The 19,704-nt window shown below is 68.3% G+C and carries 17 protein-coding genes; 1 reads left to right on the forward strand and 16 read right to left on the reverse strand.

Annotation, left to right across the window (positions count from 1 at the left end; genetic code table 11):
* Positions 1–406: 406 nt before the first annotated feature.
* From ppc to BST17_RS25120, 12 genes are all read right to left on the reverse strand, one after another.
* A complete protein-coding gene (gene ppc / locus BST17_RS25065; RefSeq protein ID WP_083061619.1) occupies positions 407–3,202 on the reverse strand; it encodes a phosphoenolpyruvate carboxylase in 2,796 nt (931 codons plus the stop codon).
* A 55-nt stretch (positions 3,203–3,257) separates the two neighbouring features.
* The gene (gene secG / locus BST17_RS25070; RefSeq protein ID WP_083061620.1) at positions 3,258–3,494 is read right to left on the reverse strand and encodes a preprotein translocase subunit SecG; all 237 of its coding nucleotides are present in this window, start codon (positions 3,492–3,494) and stop codon (positions 3,258–3,260) included.
* Between the two features lie 81 nt (positions 3,495–3,575).
* Positions 3,576–4,361, reverse strand: coding sequence for a triose-phosphate isomerase (tpiA, locus tag BST17_RS29760; RefSeq protein WP_083061621.1), 786 nt, complete (start codon positions 4,359–4,361; stop codon positions 3,576–3,578).
* A gap of 3 nt (positions 4,362–4,364) precedes the next feature.
* Positions 4,365–5,591, reverse strand: a complete 1,227-nt coding sequence (locus BST17_RS29765; RefSeq protein ID WP_083061622.1) for a phosphoglycerate kinase — start codon at positions 5,589–5,591, stop codon at positions 4,365–4,367.
* A gap of 2 nt (positions 5,592–5,593) precedes the next feature.
* Positions 5,594–6,616, reverse strand: coding sequence for a type I glyceraldehyde-3-phosphate dehydrogenase (gene gap / locus BST17_RS25085; protein ID WP_083061623.1), 1,023 nt, complete (start codon positions 6,614–6,616; stop codon positions 5,594–5,596).
* Between the two features lie 83 nt (positions 6,617–6,699).
* Positions 6,700–7,677 carry a DNA-binding protein WhiA gene (whiA, locus tag BST17_RS25090; protein WP_109750295.1) on the reverse strand — a complete coding sequence of 326 codons (978 nt, stop codon included), beginning with the start codon at positions 7,675–7,677 and terminating at the stop codon, positions 6,700–6,702.
* Complete coding sequence (locus BST17_RS25095; protein ID WP_083061625.1) at positions 7,674–8,741, reverse strand: gluconeogenesis factor YvcK family protein; 1,068 nt, start codon at positions 8,739–8,741, stop codon at positions 7,674–7,676. The genes whiA and BST17_RS25095 overlap by 4 nt, the downstream gene beginning before the upstream one ends.
* 73 nt (positions 8,742–8,814) lie before the next feature.
* Positions 8,815–9,693 (reverse strand): RNase adapter RapZ, encoded by an 879-nt coding sequence (gene rapZ, locus BST17_RS25100; protein ID WP_083061626.1) that lies wholly within the window; start codon positions 9,691–9,693, stop codon positions 8,815–8,817.
* A gap of 11 nt (positions 9,694–9,704) precedes the next feature.
* The gene (uvrC, locus tag BST17_RS25105; RefSeq protein WP_083061627.1) at positions 9,705–11,759 is read right to left on the reverse strand and encodes an excinuclease ABC subunit UvrC; all 2,055 of its coding nucleotides are present in this window, start codon (positions 11,757–11,759) and stop codon (positions 9,705–9,707) included.
* Between the two features lie 9 nt (positions 11,760–11,768).
* Positions 11,769–13,052 carry a Mur ligase family protein gene (locus BST17_RS25110; RefSeq protein WP_083061628.1) on the reverse strand — a complete coding sequence of 428 codons (1,284 nt, stop codon included), beginning with the start codon at positions 13,050–13,052 and terminating at the stop codon, positions 11,769–11,771.
* A complete protein-coding gene (locus BST17_RS25115; protein WP_083061629.1) occupies positions 13,045–14,358 on the reverse strand; it encodes a MurL-like N-terminal domain-containing in 1,314 nt (437 codons plus the stop codon). The genes BST17_RS25110 and BST17_RS25115 overlap by 8 nt, the downstream gene beginning before the upstream one ends.
* Positions 14,355–15,089, reverse strand: coding sequence for a hypothetical protein (locus BST17_RS25120; RefSeq protein ID WP_083061630.1), 735 nt, complete (start codon positions 15,087–15,089; stop codon positions 14,355–14,357). The genes BST17_RS25115 and BST17_RS25120 overlap by 4 nt, the downstream gene beginning before the upstream one ends.
* A 45-nt stretch (positions 15,090–15,134) precedes the next feature.
* Between BST17_RS25120 and BST17_RS25125 the strand changes: the two genes are divergently transcribed.
* Positions 15,135–15,605, forward strand: coding sequence for a GNAT family N-acetyltransferase (locus BST17_RS25125; RefSeq protein ID WP_109750292.1), 471 nt, complete (start codon positions 15,135–15,137; stop codon positions 15,603–15,605).
* Here the strand turns inward: BST17_RS25125 and BST17_RS25130 are convergent.
* From BST17_RS25130 to BST17_RS25145, 4 genes are all read right to left on the reverse strand, one after another.
* Positions 15,580–16,062 (reverse strand): PH domain-containing protein, encoded by a 483-nt coding sequence (locus BST17_RS25130; RefSeq protein WP_083061631.1) that lies wholly within the window; start codon positions 16,060–16,062, stop codon positions 15,580–15,582. The genes BST17_RS25125 and BST17_RS25130 overlap by 26 nt on opposite strands.
* Entirely contained in the window at positions 16,059–16,538 is a 480-nt protein-coding gene (gene ribH / locus BST17_RS25135; RefSeq protein ID WP_083061632.1) for a 6,7-dimethyl-8-ribityllumazine synthase, read from the reverse strand. The genes BST17_RS25130 and ribH overlap by 4 nt, the downstream gene beginning before the upstream one ends.
* Positions 16,535–17,797, reverse strand: a complete 1,263-nt coding sequence (locus BST17_RS25140) for a bifunctional 3,4-dihydroxy-2-butanone-4-phosphate synthase/GTP cyclohydrolase II (RefSeq protein WP_083061633.1) — start codon at positions 17,795–17,797, stop codon at positions 16,535–16,537. Before BST17_RS25140 ends, ribH begins: the two co-directional genes overlap by 4 nt.
* A 180-nt stretch (positions 17,798–17,977) precedes the next feature.
* Positions 17,978–19,669, reverse strand: coding sequence for a VCBS domain-containing protein (locus BST17_RS25145; RefSeq protein ID WP_083061634.1), 1,692 nt, complete (start codon positions 19,667–19,669; stop codon positions 17,978–17,980).
* Positions 19,670–19,704 lie beyond the last annotated feature (35 nt).

A 19,704-nucleotide genomic window follows, 5' to 3' on the forward strand; every position in this document is an offset into this window, starting at 1 on the left:
ATCATCGATCAACGCATCAACAAAACAACTCACATCGGTGGCGTCCATAACGGGACCCAACCTTTCGGACAAGGCCAACACGCACTCGCCCCCACAGGGGCACCACGGCCCAACCGAACCCTCGTCAGGGTCGGTCGAACCTTCTCGACGGCGTGGTACCGCCGACACGGGCTCACCTGGAGAGTGGGAGCCGCTTCGCTTCGAACTTATGTTCGAATATACGCCGAATATTGGCCGCTCGCAAGAGAGCTCTTGAGAAGTATTCGGGCGACCTGGGTGAGGACCGTTGCGCCGGAACGCGGCGGCGACCCTCTTGCGATCATGCGCAACCGTCGGGTCTCACGGCCCAGCCATCCGACGATGCGTAACCGACGTCCGACTCAGCCGCCCAGACCAGCCCGACCCTTTACCCCGAGTTACGCAACGCGCTGGCCAGTCCGCTCATCGTCAGTAGGATCCCGCGCTGCACCAACTCATCCTCGTCCCCGGAGCGATAACGCCGCAGCAGTTCCACCTGCAGATGATTCAACGGCTCCAGGTACGGGAACCGGTTGAACACCGACCTGGCCAGCGCCGGGTTGTCGGCCAGCAGATCATCCTGCCCGGTGATCAATCCGTGCATCCGCACGGTGCGCTCGTGCTCGGCAACGATCTTGTCGAACACCCGAGCCCGCAGCTCCTCATCTTCGACGAGTTCCGAATACCGCGCCGCCAGGCCGAGATCCGACTTGGACAGCACCTGCGCCATATTCGACAGCACGGTGCGGAAGAACGGCCAGCGCTTGTAGAGGTCCTGCAGCACCTCCAGCCGACCTTCCCCGGCCGATACGAATTCCTCGAACGCGGAGCCGGTGCCATACCAGCCCGGCAGCATCACCCGGGATTGACTCCAGGCCAGCACCCACGGGATGGCGCGCAGATCCGAGATGGCGGTGGTCGGTTTGCGCGAGGTCGGCCGGCTGCCGATGTTGAGCGCGCCGATCTCACTCACCGGAGTCGACGCCTTGAAGTAGTCGACGAAACCCGGCGTCTCGTGCACAAGTTCGGCGTAGGCACGCTGGGCGCCGGCCGCTAGGTCGTCGAGCACCCGGTACGCGTCGTCGGCGCCCTCGCCGAGGCCCTCGACATCCAACAGTGTGGACTCCAACGTGGCCGCCAGCAGCGTCTCCAGATTGCGGTGTGCGATCCGCGGTTCGGCGTATTTGGCGGCGATCACCTCGCCCTGTTCGGTGATGCGCAGCGATCCCTTCACCGCGCCGGGCGGCTGGGCCAGGATGGCGTCATAGCTCGGCCCGCCGCCACGGCCGACGGTGCCGCCGCGACCGTGGAAGAGCCGCAACCTGATTCCCGTCTTCTGCGCCGTCTCGACCAGATCGAGCTCGGCGCGGTAGAGCGCCCAGTTCGCGGCCAGGTATCCGCCATCCTTGTTGGAGTCGGAATAACCCAGCATGACCTCCTGCTGCCCGGCGCGAGCGGTCACCAGCGCCCGGTAGACCGGCAGATCCAGCGCCGCCTCCAGGATGGCCGAGCCGCGTTGCAGGTCGTCGATGGTCTCGAAGAGCGGGACGATACCGACCGGTGCGTACACCGCGTCGTCGGTGGCAGCCAGCAGCCCCGCTTCCTTGAGCAGCACCGCGGCCTCCAGCATGTCCGAGACCGACTGGCACATCGAGATGATGTAGTTCGGAATGGCCTGCGGCCCGAACACTTTCACCGCCCGGGCAGCCGCCCGGACGATGCCGAGTTCCTTCGCGGCCAGCTCGGACAGCTCAGCGCCGGGCCCGATGAGCGGGCGGCGGGTGCCGATCTCGGCGGCCAGCAACTCGACCCTGGCCTCCTCCGGCAGGGCGGCGTAGTCCGGATGCACGCCGGCCCAGGCCAACAGCTCGGCGATCACCTCCTCGTGCACATCGGAGTTCTGCCGCATGTCCAGGCCCGAGAGGTGAAACCCGAACACCCGCACCGCTTCTCGCAGGCGACCCAACCGGTCGTCGGCCAGCACCGCGGACCCGTTGTCCCGCAGGGACGCGTCGACGGTGTCCAGATCGCCGAGCAGCTGCTCGGGGGTGTCATACGGTTCCAGGCCGAGATCCAGCTCGAGGGCCGGTTGGCGGTCCAGGATCTGCAGGGCGGTGGCGGTCAGCCGCGCGTGGATCACCCGCAACGCCCGCCGGTACGGCTCGTCGGCGCGGGCCGGTTCGGCGCAGGCGTCGGCCAGCTCGATCAGTCCCGGGCTGACGTGCACCAGCCGCGAGGACATCGACAACTCCTCCTCCAGCGCGGTGATTTCCGAGAAGTAGTGGTTGAACGCGGTGAACGCGGCCTGCCCGGTGGCCAGGCGCACCACGTCGGCCGTGACGTTCGGGTTGCCGTCGCGGTCGCCGCCGATCCACGACCCCGGCCGCAGGATCGGTTGCGCCAGAACCTCCGTGCCCGGCCAACGCTGCTGCAACGCGTCGCGTACCTCCGCGTTCACCCGCGGGATGACGTCGAGGAAGGCCGCCGGGTAGTAGCGCAACCCGGTTTCGATCTCGTCGGAGATCTTCAGCCGCGACAACCGCACCAGGGCCGTCTGCCACAGTGTGAGAATGTGTCTGCGCAGCTCGGTTTCGATGTCCCGGCCGTTGTCGGTGCGGGTATGCCCGTGCAGGCGCAGCCGCATCAGCTCGGTGATGTGATGCTGGGTGTCGAAGACCGTCCGGCGCCTGGTCTCGGTGGGGTGGGCGGTGATGACGGGCGCCACCAGCGCACCGGTCAGTGCCTCGGCGACCGCATCCGCGTCGAGTCGGGCACCGTCGAGTTTGCGATAGGTGGCGGCCAGGCTGCTGTCCTGCGGCGGCTCACCGGCGGCCTCGTGCACGGCCCGTCGCCGCTCGCGATGGATGTCCTCGGCGACATTGGCCAACAGGGCGAAGTGGGTGAATGCGCGGATGACCGGGATGGCCTGGTGAACGTCGATATCGCGGAACAGATCGGCCAGTTCCGCGCGGTCGATCTCGGAACGCCGCACCCGGAAGGACTCGACGCGGGCCTTCTCCACGAGGTCGAAGGTATTGTCGCCGTTCTGTTCCCGGACGGTATCGCCGAGAATGGCGCCGAGCAGCCGGATGTCCTCCCGCATCGGCTCGGTGGCTTCGCGTCCGATGGAGGTGCGCTGTACCGAGCCGATGGGTGCCAGTGTGCTGTCGGGGCTGTCTGCCATCCCTCAATTATCGGTGCGCGGCACCGATATCGCAGAGCCGGGGGTCAGGCCGGGATCAGGCGTTGTACTTGATGCGCAGCGCCATGCCGACGATCGACACCAGCCAGATGCCGATGACGAACATCGTCAGCCGGTCGAGGTTCTTCTCGACGACCGTCGAGCCGGACAGGCTGGACTGCACGCCACCGCCGAACAGGGTCGACAGGCCGCCACCCTTGGCGCGGTGCAGCAGTACCAGCAGCACCGTCAACAGACTGGTGATGACAAGCACGATCTGCAGGGCGAGTTCCATGCCGGTCAGCCTACACGGAGGTGATTTGCGCACGAAAACCGGCGTTGACCGCCGGTAACCGCGCGCAAACCACCGTCGCGATCAGGGCAGCGGGCCACCGGCGGCGATCGCCGACAGGGTGGCGAACTGCTCACCGTCCAGCGAGGCACCGCCGACCAGCGCGCCGTCGACATCGGTCTGCCCGACGATCTCGCCGACGTTCTTGGCGTTCACCGAGCCGCCGTAGAGCACCCGCACGGTGGCGGCGATCTCCGGCGAGGACAGCTCACCCAGCTCCTTGCGGATGGCGCCGCAGACTTCCTGCGCGTCGGCCGCACTGGCCACCCGGCCGGTGCCGATGGCCCAGACGGGTTCGTAGGCGATGACCACCTGGGCGATCTGGTCGGCGGGCAGGCCGGCCAGCGAGCCGCGCAGCGACTCCACGTTGAATTGCACGTGGTTGCCCGCTTCGCGAACCTCCAGCGGCTCACCGATGCAGACGATCGGGGTCAGGCCGTGCTTGAGCGCGGCCGCCGCCTTGGCGGCCACGAGCTCGTCGGTCTCGCCGTGATAGGTCCGCCGCTCGGAGTGCCCGACGACGGCGAACGTGACACCCAGCTTGGCCAGGAACGCCCCGCTGATCTCGCCGGTGTAGGCACCCGAGTCGTGCTTGGACACGTCCTGCGCGCCATAGGTGAGCCGCAGCTTGTCGCCGTCGACCAGCGTCTGCACACTGCGCAGGTCGGTGAACGGCGGGATGACGGTCACGTCGACCTTGTCGAAGTACTTGTCCGGCAAGGCGAATGCGATCTTCTGCACCAGGGCGATGGCCTCGAAATGGTTGAGGTTCATCTTCCAGTTACCGGCGATCAGCGGCTTACGTGCCATGTCTCACGCCTCCAGAACGTCGATACCAGGGAGGGTCTTGCCCTCCAGATACTCCAGCGACGCGCCGCCGCCGGTCGAGATGTGCGAGAAACCGTCCTCGGGCAGGCCCAGCAGCCGGACCGCGGCCGCGGAGTCGCCACCACCCACAACGCTGAACGCGCCCTTGCCGGTGGCCCCGATGATCGCCTCGGCCACGCCCTTGGTGCCCGCCGAGAAGGCCTCGAATTCGAACACACCCATCGGGCCGTTCCAGAACACGGTCTTGGCGTTGGACAACAGCGCGGTGAACCGCTTGACCGACTCGGGCCCGATGTCCAGGCCCATCTTGTCGGCCGGGATCTGATCGGCCGGGACCGTCTCGGCTGCGGCGTCGGCGGCGAACTTGTCGGCAGCCACGATGTCCACCGGCAGGTGGATCACGTCGCCGTAGGTCTCGAGCAGCTTCTTGCAGGTGTCGATCATCTCCTCCTGCAGCAGTGAGGAACCGACCGAAACACCCTGTGCGGCAAGGAAGGTGAAGCACATTCCGCCGCCGATGACGATGCTGTCGGCCTTGGTGGCAAGGTTTTCGATGACCGCCAGCTTGTCGGACACCTTGGACCCGCCGAGGACCACCGCGTACGGCCGCTCGGTCGAGCTGGTCAGCTGCTCGAGCACCTTGACCTCGGTGGCAACGAGCGTGCCCGCGTAGTGCGGCAGCAACGTGGCGACGTCGTACACCGAGGCTTGCTTGCGGTGCACCACGCCGAACCCGTCGGACACGAAGGCGCCCGGGGTCCCGTCGGCGGCCTCGACCAGACCGGCCAGCGCCTTGGCCAACGCCAGTCGTTCGGCGTCGTCCTTGCTGGTCTCGCGCGGGTCGAAGCGGATGTTCTCCAGCAGCAGCACGTCACCGTCGGTGAGGCCCTCGGCGCGGGCCAGCGAGTCGGTGCCGACCACATCGCCGGCCAGTTGCACGTGGCGACCCAGCTGCTCCCCCAGCGCTGCCGCGACGGGCGCGAGGGAGAACTTGGGATCCGGCTCGCCCTTCGGGCGGCCCAGGTGCGCGGTCACCACGACCTTCGCGCCGGCCTCGGCCAGCGCCTTCAAGGTCGGGACCGAGGCAATGATGCGCCCCGGGTCGGTGATCGCGCCGTTGTCGTCGAGGGGGACGTTCAGGTCGGAGCGCACAAGTACGCCCCGACCTTCGACACCCTCTGCCAACAGGTCTTCGAGTGTCTTGACGGCCACGGTTACAGCGACTTACCGACCAGCGCAACCAGATCGGCGAGGCGGTTGGAGTAGCCCCACTCGTTGTCGTACCAGGACACAACCTTGGCCTGATTGTCGATCACCTTGGTCAGGCCGGCATCGAACAGCGAGCTGTGCGGGTCGGTGACGATGTCGCTGGAGACGATCGGCGCGTCGTAGTACTTCAGGATGCCCTTGAGCTTGCCGTCGGCGGCGGCCTTCATGGCGGCGTTGATCTCGTCGGCGGTGGCCGACTTCTTCAGCTCGGCGGTCAGGTCGGTGACCGAACCGGTGGGGATCGGCACCCGCAGGGCGTAGCCGTCCAGCTTGCCCTTCAGCTCGGGCAGCACCAGGCCGATGGCCTTGGCGGCACCGGTCGAGGTCGGCACGATGTTGATGGCGGCGGCGCGGGCACGGCGCAGATCGCTGTGCGGGCCGTCCTGCAGGTTCTGGTCCTGGGTGTAGGCGTGGATGGTGGTCATCAGGCCCTTGACGATGCCGAACTCGTCGTTGAGGACCTTGGCCAGCGGGCCGAGGCAGTTCGTGGTGCACGAGGCGTTCGAGATGATGTTCTGGCTGCCGTCGTACTTGTCCTCGTTCACGCCGAGCACGATGGTGATGTCCTCGTCGCTGGCGGGCGCGGAGATGATGACCTTCTTGGCGCCGGCGTCGAGGTGTCCCTGTGCCTTGTCCCGCTTGGTGAAGATGCCGGTCGACTCGACGACGACGTCGACGCCCAGGTCACCCCACGGCAGGGCGGCGGGGCCCTCCTTGACCGACAGCGCCTTGAGCTTGTGGTCGCCGACGACGATGGTGTCCTCGCCCTCCAGGCTGACGTCGTAGGGCAGCCGGCCCAGGATGGAGTCGAACTTCAGCAGGTGCGCCAGCGTCGCGTTGGAGGTCAGGTCGTTGACAGCGACGATCTCGATGTCGGTGTTCTTGCCCGCCGCCTTCTGCGCGTCGAGTGCGCGGAAGAAGTTACGTCCGATTCGACCGAAGCCGTTAACGCCTACCCGGATGGTCACGTGTCTCTCCTAGTTGTGGGGAAATCGCGGTGAACTGCTCGCACGTCAGCCTAGTAGTGCCGGTTTCGGCAGGTGCAGGCTGGTCAGGCGTCCTCAAGCAGATCCGGGGTGACCGCGGACTCGGTGTCGGGGATACCGTCCTGCTTGGCCTTGCGATCAGCCATCGAGAGCAGTCGCCGGATCCGCCCGGCCACTGCGTCTTTGGTCATCGGCGGTTCTGCGAGCCGGCCCAGTTCCTCCAGTGAGGCCTGCCGGTGCTCGACCCGCAGCCGGCCGGCCTGGGCGAGGTGATCCGGCACGGTGTCGCCCAGGATGTGCAGCGCGCGTTCCACCCGGGCGGCGGCGGCCACCGCGGCGCGGGCCGAGCGGCGCAGGTTGGCGTCGTCGAAGTTGGCCAGCCGATTGGCGGTCGCCCGGACCTCGCGCCGCATCCGGCGCTCCTCCCACGTCAGCCGGGTGTCCTGGGCTCCCATCCGGGTGAGCAGCGCGCCGATCGCCTCACCGTCGCGGACCACCACGCGGTCGCTGCCGCGCACCTCGCGGGCCTTGGCGCTGATGCCGAGCCGACGGGCCGCACCGACCAGCGCGAGCGCCGCCTCGGGCCCCGGGCAGCTGACCTCCAGCGCCGACGACCGGCCCGGCTCGGTCAGCGAACCGTGTGCCAAAAAGGCTCCACGCCAAGCCGCTTCGGCATCGGTGACGCTGCCACCGACGACCTGCGCGGGTAGCCCGCGCACCGGCCGGCCGCGCAGGTCGAGCAGACCGGTCTGGCGCGCCAGCGCCTCACCGTCCTTGGCGACCCGGACCACGTAACGGGTGCTCTTGCGGATACCGCTGGCCGACAGCACATGCACCACGGCGTTGTAGCCGTACAGGTCGTAGATGTCCTTGCGCAGCCGCCGGGCGATGATGCCGAGGTCGACCTCGGCCTCCACGACCACCCGGCCGGCGACGATGTGCAGACCGCCCGCGAACCGCAGCAGCGCCGACACCTCGGCGCGCCGCGCGCTGACCGAGTTCACACTCAGGCGGCTCAGCTCGTCCTTGACCTCGGCCGTCATCGCCACGAGTCGTCCCCCCTTGGTCCGTTCATTGATCGCTGCTCGTGCTCTCCGTGATGCAAATCGCCCGGCCGCGCCGGTGAGGGGGCCGTCGGTTGGTCACCGGCGCCGCCGTGCACCGGGCCGCGCACCCGCACACCCTCCAGCGCGGCGGCCAACATCGACGGGTCATGTAACTGTGTACCAGGTCTGGAAACGTCGGCAAACTCGACTTGAGCACCCAAAAGGGTCGCGGTGCGGGCGAGTTGTTCGCGCTCACGATCGCTGGGCACCCGGGCCGCGTCGATGATGATCTCGTCGACCCGGAAACCGGGTGCGTGCTGGGCCAGGACGTGGATGTGCCGCTCGGCGGAGAACCCGGCGGTCTCCCCCGGCTCGGCGGCCAGATTGAGCACCAGTGCCCGGCGGGCCGTCGTCGCGTTCAGTGCGGTGGCCAGTCCCGGCACCAGGACGTGCGGGATGACGCTGGTGAACCAGGAGCCCGGGCCCAACACCACCAGATCGGCGGACATGATGGCGTCGACGGCCTGGCGGGTGGCCGGTGGATCACCGGGCAACAACCGCACCCGGCGCACCTGCCCGACGGTGGTGGCCACCGCAACCTGACCGCGGATGACCCGGAACATGCGCGGGTCGGATTCCAGTCCGGCGACGTCGGCCTCGATCTGCAGCGCGAGCGGGCACATCGGCAGCACCCGGCCCTTGAGGTCCAGGATCCGGCCCAGCTCGTCGAGGGCGGCGACCGGATCGGCCAGCACCTCCTGCAGCCCGGCCAGTATCAGGTTGCCGATCGGGTGGCCGGCCAGCGCGCCGCTGCCGCCGAACCGGTGCTGGATGATGGTCGCCCACAGCCGGCCGTGCGGGCTGTCGGAAGCCAGCGCCGCCAACGCCATTCGCAGATCACCGGGCGGGATGACGTCCAGTTCGCTGCGCAACCGGCCCGAGGAACCGCCGTCGTCGGCGACGGTCACGACGGCCGTCACGTGCGGGCTGAGCCGGCGGGCCGCCGACAGGGTGGCGTAGAGGCCGTGGCCGCCGCCGAGGGCAACGATGCGCGAGCTCATGACTTGACTCCCGCTCGCTCCGGTCCTCGCTCGTACCTCGCTGCGATCCTCACTCGCGCTCGTCTGCGTGACCTCACTCGCGGCCCAGATCCCGGTGCAGTGCACGCACCGTCAGGTTGTCGTCGCCCTGCTCGAGCAGGCCGGCCAGCGCCTCGGCGATCGCCACGCTGCGGTGCTTGCCGCCGGTGCAGCCGATCGCCACCGTCATGTAGCGCTTCCCCTCCCGGCGGTAGCCGTCGATCACCACCTCCAGCAGCCGATGATAGGTATCCAGGAACTCCGCGGCGCCGTCCTGACCGAGCACGAAATCCCGGACCGCCGGATGCTGGCCGGTGTGCGGGCGCAGTTCGTCCACCCAGTGTGGGTTGGGCAGGAAGCGGACGTCCATGACGGTGTCGGCATCCATCGGCAGGCCGTATTTGTAGCCGAACGACTCGACGGTGACGTTCGTCTCGGCGATGGCCTCGCCGCCGAAGGCCCGCTCGATGCTCTCCCGCAGCGCGGGCACCGCCAGCTTGGAGGTGTCGATCACCAGGTCTGCCGTGGCACGCACCGGCGCCAGCATGGACCGCTCCGCGGCGATGCCCTCGGCCAGAGTCTGGTTGCCCTGCAACGGATGACTGCGACGGTTCTGCTCGTAGCGTCGGACCAGGATGTCGTCGGCGGCCTCCATGAACAACACCCGTGGGGTGATTCCGCGGGTGGCCAGCTCATTGCGCACCGAATCGAGGTCACCGGTGAACCCGCGCGAGCGCACGTCCATCACCAGCGCCAACTGGGTGATCCGCGATCCGGCCGCCAGTCCCAGATCCACCATCCTCGCGATCAGTTCCGGCGGCAGGTTGTCGGCCACATACCAGCCCAGATCCTCGAGCACCTTGGCGGCGGTGCCCCGGCCGGCACCGGACAATCCGGTGACCAGGACGACGTCGATACCTGATTCCTCGCTCATGCCCTGGACTGTCACCCCGTCGTTGTCTCGGTCTGTGCGGACGGTTCGTCCTGCGTGTGCTCACGATCATTGTTCACAAATGGCTCCGGCGTGTCGGAAACGACCGCGGCATCGGCCGGCGCATCGGTGGGCGCCCCGAGTGCGGCCAACACCGCCTGGGCTGTCGCGACGCCGATTCCGGGCACCGCGGTGATCTCCTCGACGCTGGCGGCCCGCAGCCGGGCCACCGAACCGAAGTGTGTCACCAGCGCCTTCCGGCGGTGCTCGCCCAGCCCGCGCACCGAATCCAGCGCCGAGGCCGTCATCCGTTTGGAGCGCTTGCTGCGATGGAAGGTGATGGCGAAGCGGTGCGCCTCATCGCGGATGCGCTGCAGCAGATACAGCCCCTCGCTGGTGCGCGGCATGATCACCGGGTCGCTCTCGTTCGGAACCCACACCTCCTCGAGGCGCTTCGCCAGGCCGATCACCGCGACATCGGTGATGCCGAGATCGTCGAGGGCGGCCTGGGCGGCATTGACCTGCGGCGCGCCTCCGTCGACGACGAAGAGGTTCGGCGGATAGGCGAACCGGCGCGATTTGCCCTCGGCCACCATCGGTTGTTCGACATCGGCGATGTGCCGGGCGAAGCGGCGGCGGGTGACCTCGGCAATGGAGGCCACGTCGTCGGATCGGCCATCGCCGGCGGCCTCGCGGATCGCGTAGTGCCGGTAGTCGGACTTGCGCGGCAGCCCGTCCTCGAACACCACCAGCGAGGCGACCACATCGGTGCCCTGGACATGGCTGATGTCGACGCATTCGATCCGCAACGGCGCATCCGCGAGATCCAGGAACTCCTGAATGCTCTGCAGCGCAGCCGATCTGGCGTTGAAGTCCCCGGCGCGCTTGAGTTTGTGCTGGGCAAGGGCCTCTTTGGCGTTGCGGTGCACGGTCTCGGCGAGTGCCTTCTTGTCGCCGCGCACCGGGACGCGCAACCGGACCCGGGAGCCGCGCAGTTCACTCAGCCAGGTGGCCAGTTCGTCGGCGTTGTCGGGCAGCACCGGCACCAACACCTCACGGGGCACCGGTGTGGTCGCCTCGTCCGCGCCGGACACGGTGCCGGTACCGCCGCCGTCCAATTCGGCCTGGTCGCCGTAGAACTGGGTGAGGAATTGCTCGACCAGATACTCCTGGCCGTCGGCTCCGGGCTCGTTCGACTTCTCGACCACCCACCCGCGCTGGCCGCGCACCCGGCCGCCGCGCACATGGAACACCTGTACGGCAGCCTCCAGCTCGTCGTCGGCGAAGGCCACCACATCGGCGTCGGTACCGTCACCGAACACCACGGTCTGTTTCTCCAGCGCGCGACGCAGCGCCCCGATGTCGTCACGCAACCGCGCCGCGCGTTCGAAGTCCAGTTCCTCCGCCGCGGCGTTCATCTGCTTCTCGAGGTCGCGCACCAACCGGTCGGTCTTGCCGGCCAGGAAGTCGCAGAAATCCTCGACGATCCTGCGGTGCGTCGCGGCGTCGACCTTGCCGACGCAGGGTGCGGAGCACTTGTCGATGTAGCCGAGCAGGCAGGGCCGGTCAATCTGGCTGTGCCGCTTGAACACGCCGCCGGAACAGGTGCGGGCGGGAAATACCCGGGTCAGCAGGTCCAGCGTCTCGCGGATGGCCCAGGCATGCGAATAGGGGCCGAAGTAGCGAACCCCCTTGCGGCGCGGTCCCCGGTAGACGAACAGTCGCGGGTACTCCTCGTTGAGGGTGACCGCGAGCACCGGGTAGGACTTGTCATCCCGATAGCGGATGTTGAACCGTGGATCGAATTCCTTGATCCAGAGGTATTCGAGCTGCAGTGCCTCGACCTCGGTGGTCACCACGGTCCACTCGACGCTGCCGGCGGTGGTCACCATCTGGCGCGTTCGCGGCGCCAGCGCCGACAGATCGGCGAAGTAGGAGATCAGCCGGCTGCGCAGGCTCTTGGCCTTGCCGACGTAGATGACCCGTCCGTGCGGATCGCGGAACCGATAGACGCCGGGTTCGACGGGAATCGAACCAGGTGCCGGGCGGTAGGTCGCGGGATCGGGCACGGGTCCAGGTTAGAGCGTGTCGATGACAGCGCAGAAAGCTGCGCCTTTGGCTTCGTAATTGCGGTACAGGTCATAGCTGGCCGCTCCAGGTGAGAGCAGGACCACCTCGACGCCCGGAAGGCCCGCGGCCACCCGGACGGCCTCGTCCAGATCGCGCACCCGACGGGTGCGGTCGGGGTGTGTGCGGGCGAACTCGGCGCCGATCGACGCACCGTTGGTGGGGCCCTGGATCAGGGTGACCCGGCGGGTGCCCGCGCACAGGAACTCGTCGACCTGACGGTAGTCCAGCGACCGGTCCATCCCGCCGACGATCAGGGCGATCTCCTCATCGGCAGACATCGACGACAACGCGGCGACCACGCTCTCCCCGGTGGTGGCCAGCGTGTCGTCGATCCATCGGATGCCGGCGGTCCGCCGCACGGTCTGCAGGCGGTGCGGAAGCCCGGTGAATGTTGCTGCCGCGGAGTCGATCTCGGTATCGGCCACCGCCCTGCCGAGCACCTCGGCGGCAGCCAGTGCGGCGAGCGCGGCGTTGACGGCGTTGTGCGGATAGCTCAGGACCGAATCCCCGGCGGGCCGGTGTATCGCAGCGGGCGGCAGTTCGCGCACCGCCGGGAAGCTGTCGATACCGATCCCGCGCAGCGCGGCCGTGACGCCGGCGGTGGTGACCAGCACCCGGGCGCCGTGCGTGAAGACGGTCGCCTTGGCGGCGTAGTAGGACGCGACATCGCCATGCCAGTCGAGGTGATCCTGGTAGAGGTTGGTGATCACGGCCACCGCCGGCGATGTGCGCAGCAGCGCGCACTGCTGGCTGGAGAGTTCGGCCACCACCCACTGTCCCGCCGCCGGGGTCAGGTCTGACAGCGGGGTGCCGATGTTGCCGGCCGCGACGGCCGGCACACCGAGGCTCGCCAGCAGGTGGGCCAGAAACGATGCCGTGGTGCTCTTGCCCTTGGTGCCGGTGACGCCGATCGTCTGAGCACCGTGGCGCGCCATGAACCAGTCCGCGGCGCTGGACACCTGCGGACCGTTGCGCCGCATGTCGTCGAAGACCGGGTGTTGCCAGGGCACCCCGGGGCTGACGAACACGATATCGGTGTCGCGCAACAGGTTCGGCGCCTCGGGACCGTAATGGACAGTCAGTCGGTCGATGTCCGGCGCGGTACCGTCGATCGCGCGGTCGTCCACCGCGACGATGCGCTCGGCACCATGGGCGGCCGCGGTCCGGGCCATCGACAGCCCCTCCTTGCCCAGGCCCCAGATGCCGACGGTGCGGCCCGCCAGCTCAGTCATCGAGCAGCTTCGCGTACCGGTCGGGCACATGGTGGTGCGCGGGCCCGGTGTCGTGGTCCACCGCGACGGCGGCCAGTGCGGCGCGCCGGCGGGCGAATTCGTCGACCAGCGGTAGGCCCCGCCACTGCGGGTCGTCGATCACCGCCAGCATCGCCTCGGCCGCCTCGTAGTACTCCCCCACACATTCGAACGGCTTGTGCACCCCGATGCCGAGGATGTCGGCGAAACCGTCACGGTTGCCGGTGTCATCGAACAGATTGCGCCCGAAGATCTCCTCCAGCGTGGCCCGGCCCAGGCGTGGGGCCAGCAGGACGAAGACGAACTGGCATTTCGGGCAGATGCCACACCATGAGGTGGCCCGCTTGGCCGGATCCAACGCGAACAGCCGGTTACAGCTGGTGAACACCCCGAAGTAGTCGGTGCACGTCGCGAACCGGTCGGCGATCTGGGATTCGGACAGTCCGCGCAGCAGCGAGAAATAGCGATCCTGATCAAAGCCGTACTGCGTCAGGGTATCTCGCAGCAACGTCTCATAGGCCAGGCTCTTGGACCATTGATGGTTGACATCGCGGCCCAGCCACTCGATGTTGCCGATGTTGGAGGATCGCTCATTGGACAGCACGACGGGCCCGAAATCGTTGGCCTGGGCGACGATGAGCCCGATCACGCTGTTGATCGCGGTGACCGGGATGTGGCCGTTGTGGGCGCCGGCGGCATTGGCCTCGATGAGGGCGCGGTCGATACTGCGCCGGACATGCACGCTGTCGCACCCGCTGACCTCGATGCACCGGTCGATGGGGTCATAGCGGTTGACGCTGAACAGCATCGGGGTGATGCCGTGGGTACGCAGTGCCTCGATGCTGACCACCGAATCCTTGCCGCCGCCCACCGGCACCAGCGGGGTGGCGCCCGCATCGAAGTCGTCGCGCACCGGGTTGTCGCCGGCCTCGGGGCCGCTGACGACGGGGGTCAACGCGTCGGGAAGATCATTGCGGTAGGCGAATTCGCCGAGGCCACCCTCGATCAGGGTGCGCAGATAGTGCTTCTCGAATTCGTGCGTGCCGAAGGCGATCTCGATGTGTGGTGGCGCGGCGGCCTTGTAATAGCTCAGGGAACAGGTGAGTGCGAGCAGCCGGGCCAGCAGTGGATGCGGCTGTGCCGCGCCGAGGATGTCGCCGAAGTCGATCACCTCGGTGAACGTGATCGACTCGGGTCCACGCAGGGTGTAGCGCAGGGAGAGTCGGCCCTCGGCGAAGTCGTGGCCGTCGAGCACCAGGGCGTCGAAGGACTCCGGTCGGAACGTCACGGTGTCACCTCGAATCGGCGGGCACCGACGGCCGACACCGGGCGGATCTCGAACCGGGGTGAGACATACCAGGCGGTTGTCACACCGGCGACGTCGACGGTGTCGTCGGTGCGGGTCAACTCTTCGGCGAGGCCGGCGGCGATCAGCAGGTCCAGCACCGACGTGCCGGTGCCGATGCGCGCCCCGTCGCTGCCGAAGATGAGTGCACCGCGGGCCGGACGTCCGATGCGGTCGCCGTCCACATCGACCACGTCGGCGTACCCGGCGGCGGCGAGTTCGCGGTCAGCCAGGTCAGCGGCGGCCCGACTGGTGGTGTCTTCCGCCAGCCGGCGCCACTGCGGCACCGGCTGGAACGGTTGCACGGCCAGCGCGACGGGTTCGTTGCGGTGCGGGGCGATCGCGGCACCCGAGACCAGGAACTGGGTCCGGCCGTGGATCGGCACGACGAGGACGTCGGCAGCCAGGGTGGCGCCGGGGCCGGCCCGATCGAGGAAGGCGGTGAGGGCCGTGCCCAGCGCGTCGGCGTCGGGGATATCGGTGCCGTAGAAGTCGGCCACCGCGGCCAGCCGCTGCCAGATCAGGGCCGTCGCCGGCGGTCGGCCGTGCACGAGCGGCACCGTGACGGCGGGATGACTGCCCAGCCCGGACATCAGGGTGGGTGCTGTGACGAGTGGCACGCCGGCTCCGGCGATACCGTCAGCCGAGGCTGATACGAAATCCAAGGTACTCATCGACTTGTCGATCCTACCGGAGCACTCAGCGGTGATACTGGAGCCATGGGCATGACGCAGGCGCGCGTGGCCCGGCTCACCGAGACCGACTGGCGCGCGTTCGCCGGTGTGCGGTTGCGGGCGCTCACCGACTCGTTGGGTGAGCAGAATCCGCACTACCGGCAGGAGAGCACGTTCACCGCGGCGCAGTGGCGTCGCAGGCTGCGCGCGCACGCCCAGTTCGCGCTCGTGATGGACAACCGACCGGTCGGCCTCATCGCGGCGCAGCGGCAGGGCCAGGAGGCGGTGTACCTGTACTCGCTGTGGCTGGATCCGGTGGCCCGCGGGCACGGCCTGGGGCGCACCCTGGTCGCCGAGGCGGTGGACTGGGCCCGCGGTCAACGCGTGCAGCGGGTGACGTTGCGGGTCAACCGGGACAACGCCCGCGCGCTGGCCGTCTACGGCAGCCTGGGGTTCGTCGTCGCCGGCGACGATGCCGCGGCGCCCGAGGTCACGATGACGCTGACGGTGAATTGAGATCGTTCTTGTAGCGCTGCATCAACGTACGGACCTGATCCATCGCGGCCACCGCACGTTCCTTGTCAACGGCCTGGATCGCCATGGCCGCCGTGTATTCGTCATCGGCCAGGTCGATACGCGCCCACCGGGCGCCCGGCGGGAACGACACGTCGACCACATCCGACCAGGCAATGAGCTTGTAGCCCAGTGCGTTTCGCACCGAGATGCCAGAAGGGCCGACCCGTAGCCGGGGTCGGGCCAACAGCAGCACGCACGATGCGATGACGATCCCGACCAGGGCGATACCCACCTGGTCGGCCGTGCGGAACACCACACCGCTGGAGCCGACCTTGAGCAGGAAACCGACGCCGATGTGGGCGGCGGCGATCAGGAAGGCCGCGCCGTAGACGAAAAACGGCGTCAGGTGCGGTCGGACCTCGAGGTCCCAGGTCTGCGTGTCGGCAGACCCGGTCATGATGCGAGGTCGCGCAGCACCAGCGCGGTCGACAGCGCCGCCGCGGCGGCCTGGGCACCCTTGTCCTCACTGGACTGGGGCAGCCCGGCGCGGGCCAGGGCCTGCTGCTCGGTGTTGGTGGTCAGCACGCCATTGGCGACCGGGGTGGACAGGTCCAGCGACACCCGGGTCAGACCCTGCGTCACCGCATCGCAGACATAGTCGAAATGCGGTGTCTCGCCGCGAATCACCACGCCGAGCGCGACCACCGCGTCGTACTTGCCGGCCAGTGCCTGTGCGACCACCGGGATCTCGATGGCACCGTGCACCCGGACCACCGCTGGAGCGGTGACGCCGAGCTGCTTGGCCGCGCGCAACGCGCCGTCCAGCAGGGCGTCACAGATCTTGGCGTGCCAGGTGCTCACCACGATGCCCAATGTCACCGAGGACGCGTCGACATCGGGCAGGTCGGGGATGGCGCCGGCGTGTCCGCTCACAGCGCGCCGCCCGGATGCGCCTCGTCGTAATCCTCCAGGCCGACCAGATCGTGTCCCATCCGGTCGCGCTTGGTCATCAGGTACCGGATGTTCTCGGCGTTGGCGCGCACCGGCAGCGGGACCCGCTCGGTGATGTGCAGGCCGTAGCCGTCCAGACCGACGCGCTTGGCCGGGTTGTTGGTCAGCAGCCGCATGGACCGGACCCCCAGGTCGACCAGGATCTGCGCGCCGATGCCGTAGTCACGGGAGTCCGCGGGCAGGCCCAGCTCAAGGTTGGCGTCCACGGTGTCGGCACCGGCGTCCTGGAGCTGGTAGGCCTGCAGCTTGTGCAGCAGGCCGATCCCGCGGCCCTCGTGGCCGCGCATGTAGAGGACGATGCCGCGGCCTTCACTGGCCACCATCGCCATCGCGGCGTCCAGCTGGGGGCCGCAGTCGCAGCGACGCGAGCCGAAGACGTCACCGGTCAGGCATTCGGAGTGCACCCGGACCAGGACGTCGTGGCCGTCGAACTCCGGCCCGGAGATGTCACCGCGGACCAGGGCAACATGCTCGACATCCTCGTAGATCGAGGTGTATCCGACGGCGCGGAACTCGCCGTGCCGGGTCGGGATGCGGGCCTCGGCCACGCGCTCGATGTGCTTCTCGTGCTTGCGGCGCCATTCGATCAGGTCGGCGATGGAGATGAGGGCCAGATCGTGATCGTCGGCGAAGACGCGCAGTTCCTCGGTCTGGGCCATCGAGCCCTCGTCCTTCTGGCTGACGATCTCGCAGATGGCACCGGCGGGCTGCAGTCCGGCGAGGCGGGCCAGGTCGACCGCGGCCTCGGTGTGGCCCGGGCGGCGCAGCACGCCGCCGTCCTTGGCGCGCAGCGGCACCACGTGGCCGGGTTTGGTGAAATCGTCGGCGACCGCATCCGGGTCGGCCAGCGCACGCATGGTGGTGGCGCGGTCGGAGGCCGAGATGCCGGTGCCGACGTCCTTCTTGGCGTCGACGGTGACGGTGTAGGCGGTGCCGTGCTTGTCCTGGTTGACCGCGTACATCGGCAGCAGGCCCAGCCGGTCGCAGACGGCGCCGTCGAGCGGTACACAGAGGTAGCCGGAGGTGTAGCGCACCATGAAGGCGACCAGCTCGGGGGTGGCCTTCTCGGCCGCGAAGATCAGATCGCCTTCGTTCTCGCGATCCTCGTCGTCGATGACCACGACGGCCTTACCCGCCGCGATGTCGGCGACCGCCCGCTCGACGGAATCCAGCCTCGTCATCGCCGCCTCGTCATCTCGGGCCTAGACATCCCTGTGCCACCTTCATCAGTTCGAATGCGTCCCGGCCCACGCAGAACGGCGGGCCGAGCGGTTACACCAGTATGAACCACGACGCGTCAACAGTTATTGCCCGCCGGTCCCCTGCGGGATCGACGGGCAACAACGTGTGAGTGTCGGTGATCAGAACGTGTACGTCGCGCTGACGTAGGCGGGTGTTCCGTCGGATTTCAGGTGGCCGTCGTAGAAGCGCACCGAGAACGTCTCACCAGGGTGATAGCGGCCGATCCGGGCCGATGTCGACGTGTAGTGGATCAGGAACGCCCCCCGGCGGTCGCGGTGCACCGACACCGTGCCGCGCGGTGTGTTCTGCACCACGGCGCAGGTGATGTCGTCAGCGTCGACATCGACCACGGTGGTGGTCCAGGCGGCCGTCGCGCGCAGGGCGAGTCGGCCGCTGCCGCCGACCGTGGCCTGGGTGGGGGTGTTGTTGTGCGGCAGCAGGTGCACCGGCACCACCACCCGGGTGCCGTCCTCGGCGGTGACGGTGAAGTGGTCGACCTTGTCGGCCGCCAGCGCGGTGACCGCGGCGGCGGCATGCCCTACGCGGGTGTTCAGCGCACTGGAGTAGGTAAACGTGCCGTCCTCGTTGAGGGTCACCGTGCTGCCCTTGGCCGAGATCACGGTGTTGCCGGGTAGGCCCCCACCGTCGAAGCTCAGCGGGCGGCCGGTGGGCCCGAACGCCGAGATCCGGCCGCGGGTGGTCTGCACACCGGCGCCGTTGACCGAGGATTCGGTGATGTGGGCGGTGCCGGTCACCGGTGGGGTGTCGGCCAATGGAGGGCACACCTGCACGGTGGCCACGGTGATGGAGCGCCCGTAGTCGTCGGTGCCGATGATGGTGAAGGAGTCGTCGGCGGTGATGCCGTGGCCCAGGCCGGGGGTGCGGGTGTAGACGTAGGTGCCGTGGGCGCTCACCTGTGCGGTGCCCTTGTTAGGGCACCGGCCGACGCTGAACTGCAGGGGCCCGCTGCCGTCGGTGGCGATGGACAGTCTGCCGCTCTGAACATCCGGTGCGAGGCTGGTGGTCTCGGTGTCGACTCGCAGGTGGGCCAGTGGCCGCACGACGATGTCGACGCTGCCACCTTGCGCGTCGAGGGCGGTGACGACGAAGCGGTCGGTCGCCAAGCCCGGGATCGCTGCTGTCGAGATCCTCGGCACGAACACAAATCTGCCCGTCTCGGGGTCGAGTTGGACCAGTCCGCCCTCCGCCGAGTATGCCGACTCGTCAGTCGAGTCGGTTGGATTCGACGAGTTGACCAACGTGTAGGTGAGCCGGCGACCGTCCCATGCCGCCCCTTCGATCTGGCCGCGCACCACGCCGTTGAAGTCGGGGAGCCGGACCCTGGCGGCACCTGTCGGCGGCACGTTGGACGCCAGAATGCTCACGGTGACTTCGACATCGACGCTGCGGCCGTAGAGGTCAGCGACCGTGACCGTGAAAGCGTCGACCTTGTGCGCCGGATCGTCGCTGGTTCTGGCGAATTGCCGCGCCTGCACCGACGGGGTGTAGGTGAAGTGGCCCGAAGAAGCTCCGACCGACACCAACCCGCCCTTGGCGGTGGTGAACAATGTCGGCCCGTAGGTTGTTGCGCCACTCCCCTGATCCACGACCGTGACAGACCCGAAAACCGCTCCGGTCACTGGATGTGGATTCCCGACTTCCACCGTGGCCGTCGGAGCCTCGTTGGCTCGGACGACAAGCGGAGTCGCCGGCGAGCGAGTATCCGCACCGAGTCCGGGAACGGTTGTGATGTCGATACCGCTCGCCGGGCCGAAGTGCATACCCCTGGCCGCGTCGTAGGAGAGCGGCATGTTGTCGATCGTGATGGTGGACCTCCTGTTCGCCG

This window comes from Mycolicibacterium bacteremicum (assembly GCF_002086115.1).
GTDB classification, from domain to species: Bacteria; Actinomycetota; Actinomycetes; order Mycobacteriales; family Mycobacteriaceae; genus Mycobacterium; species Mycobacterium bacteremicum.

What these genes read in the sequence shown, in the direction of transcription:
- ppc (WP_083061619.1), bottom strand. Translation starts at nt 3,202, where the DNA reads ATGGCAGACAGCCCCGACAGCACACTGGCACCCATCGGCTCGGTACAG.
- BST17_RS25140 (WP_083061633.1), bottom strand. Translation starts at nt 17,797, where the DNA reads ATGACGAGGCTGGATTCCGTCGAGCGGGCGGTCGCCGACATCGCGGCG.
- rapZ (WP_083061626.1), bottom strand. Translation starts at nt 9,693, where the DNA reads ATGAGCGAGGAATCAGGTATCGACGTCGTCCTGGTCACCGGATTGTCC.
- BST17_RS25120 (WP_083061630.1), bottom strand. Translation starts at nt 15,089, where the DNA reads ATGAGTACCTTGGATTTCGTATCAGCCTCGGCTGACGGTATCGCCGGA.
- whiA (WP_109750295.1), bottom strand. Translation starts at nt 7,677, where the DNA reads ATGACGGCCGAGGTCAAGGACGAGCTGAGCCGCCTGAGTGTGAACTCG.
- secG (WP_083061620.1), bottom strand. Translation starts at nt 3,494, where the DNA reads ATGGAACTCGCCCTGCAGATCGTGCTTGTCATCACCAGTCTGTTGACG.
- BST17_RS25145 (WP_083061634.1), bottom strand. Translation starts at nt 19,669, where the DNA reads ATGCCGCTCTCCTACGACGCGGCCAGGGGTATGCACTTCGGCCCGGCG.
- BST17_RS25095 (WP_083061625.1), bottom strand. Translation starts at nt 8,741, where the DNA reads ATGAGCTCGCGCATCGTTGCCCTCGGCGGCGGCCACGGCCTCTACGCC.
- BST17_RS25130 (WP_083061631.1), bottom strand. Translation starts at nt 16,062, where the DNA reads ATGACCGGGTCTGCCGACACGCAGACCTGGGACCTCGAGGTCCGACCG.
- BST17_RS25110 (WP_083061628.1), bottom strand. Translation starts at nt 13,052, where the DNA reads ATGACTGAGCTGGCGGGCCGCACCGTCGGCATCTGGGGCCTGGGCAAG.
- BST17_RS25125 (WP_109750292.1), top strand. Translation starts at nt 15,135, where the DNA reads ATGGGCATGACGCAGGCGCGCGTGGCCCGGCTCACCGAGACCGACTGG.
- tpiA (WP_083061621.1), bottom strand. Translation starts at nt 4,361, where the DNA reads ATGGCACGTAAGCCGCTGATCGCCGGTAACTGGAAGATGAACCTCAAC.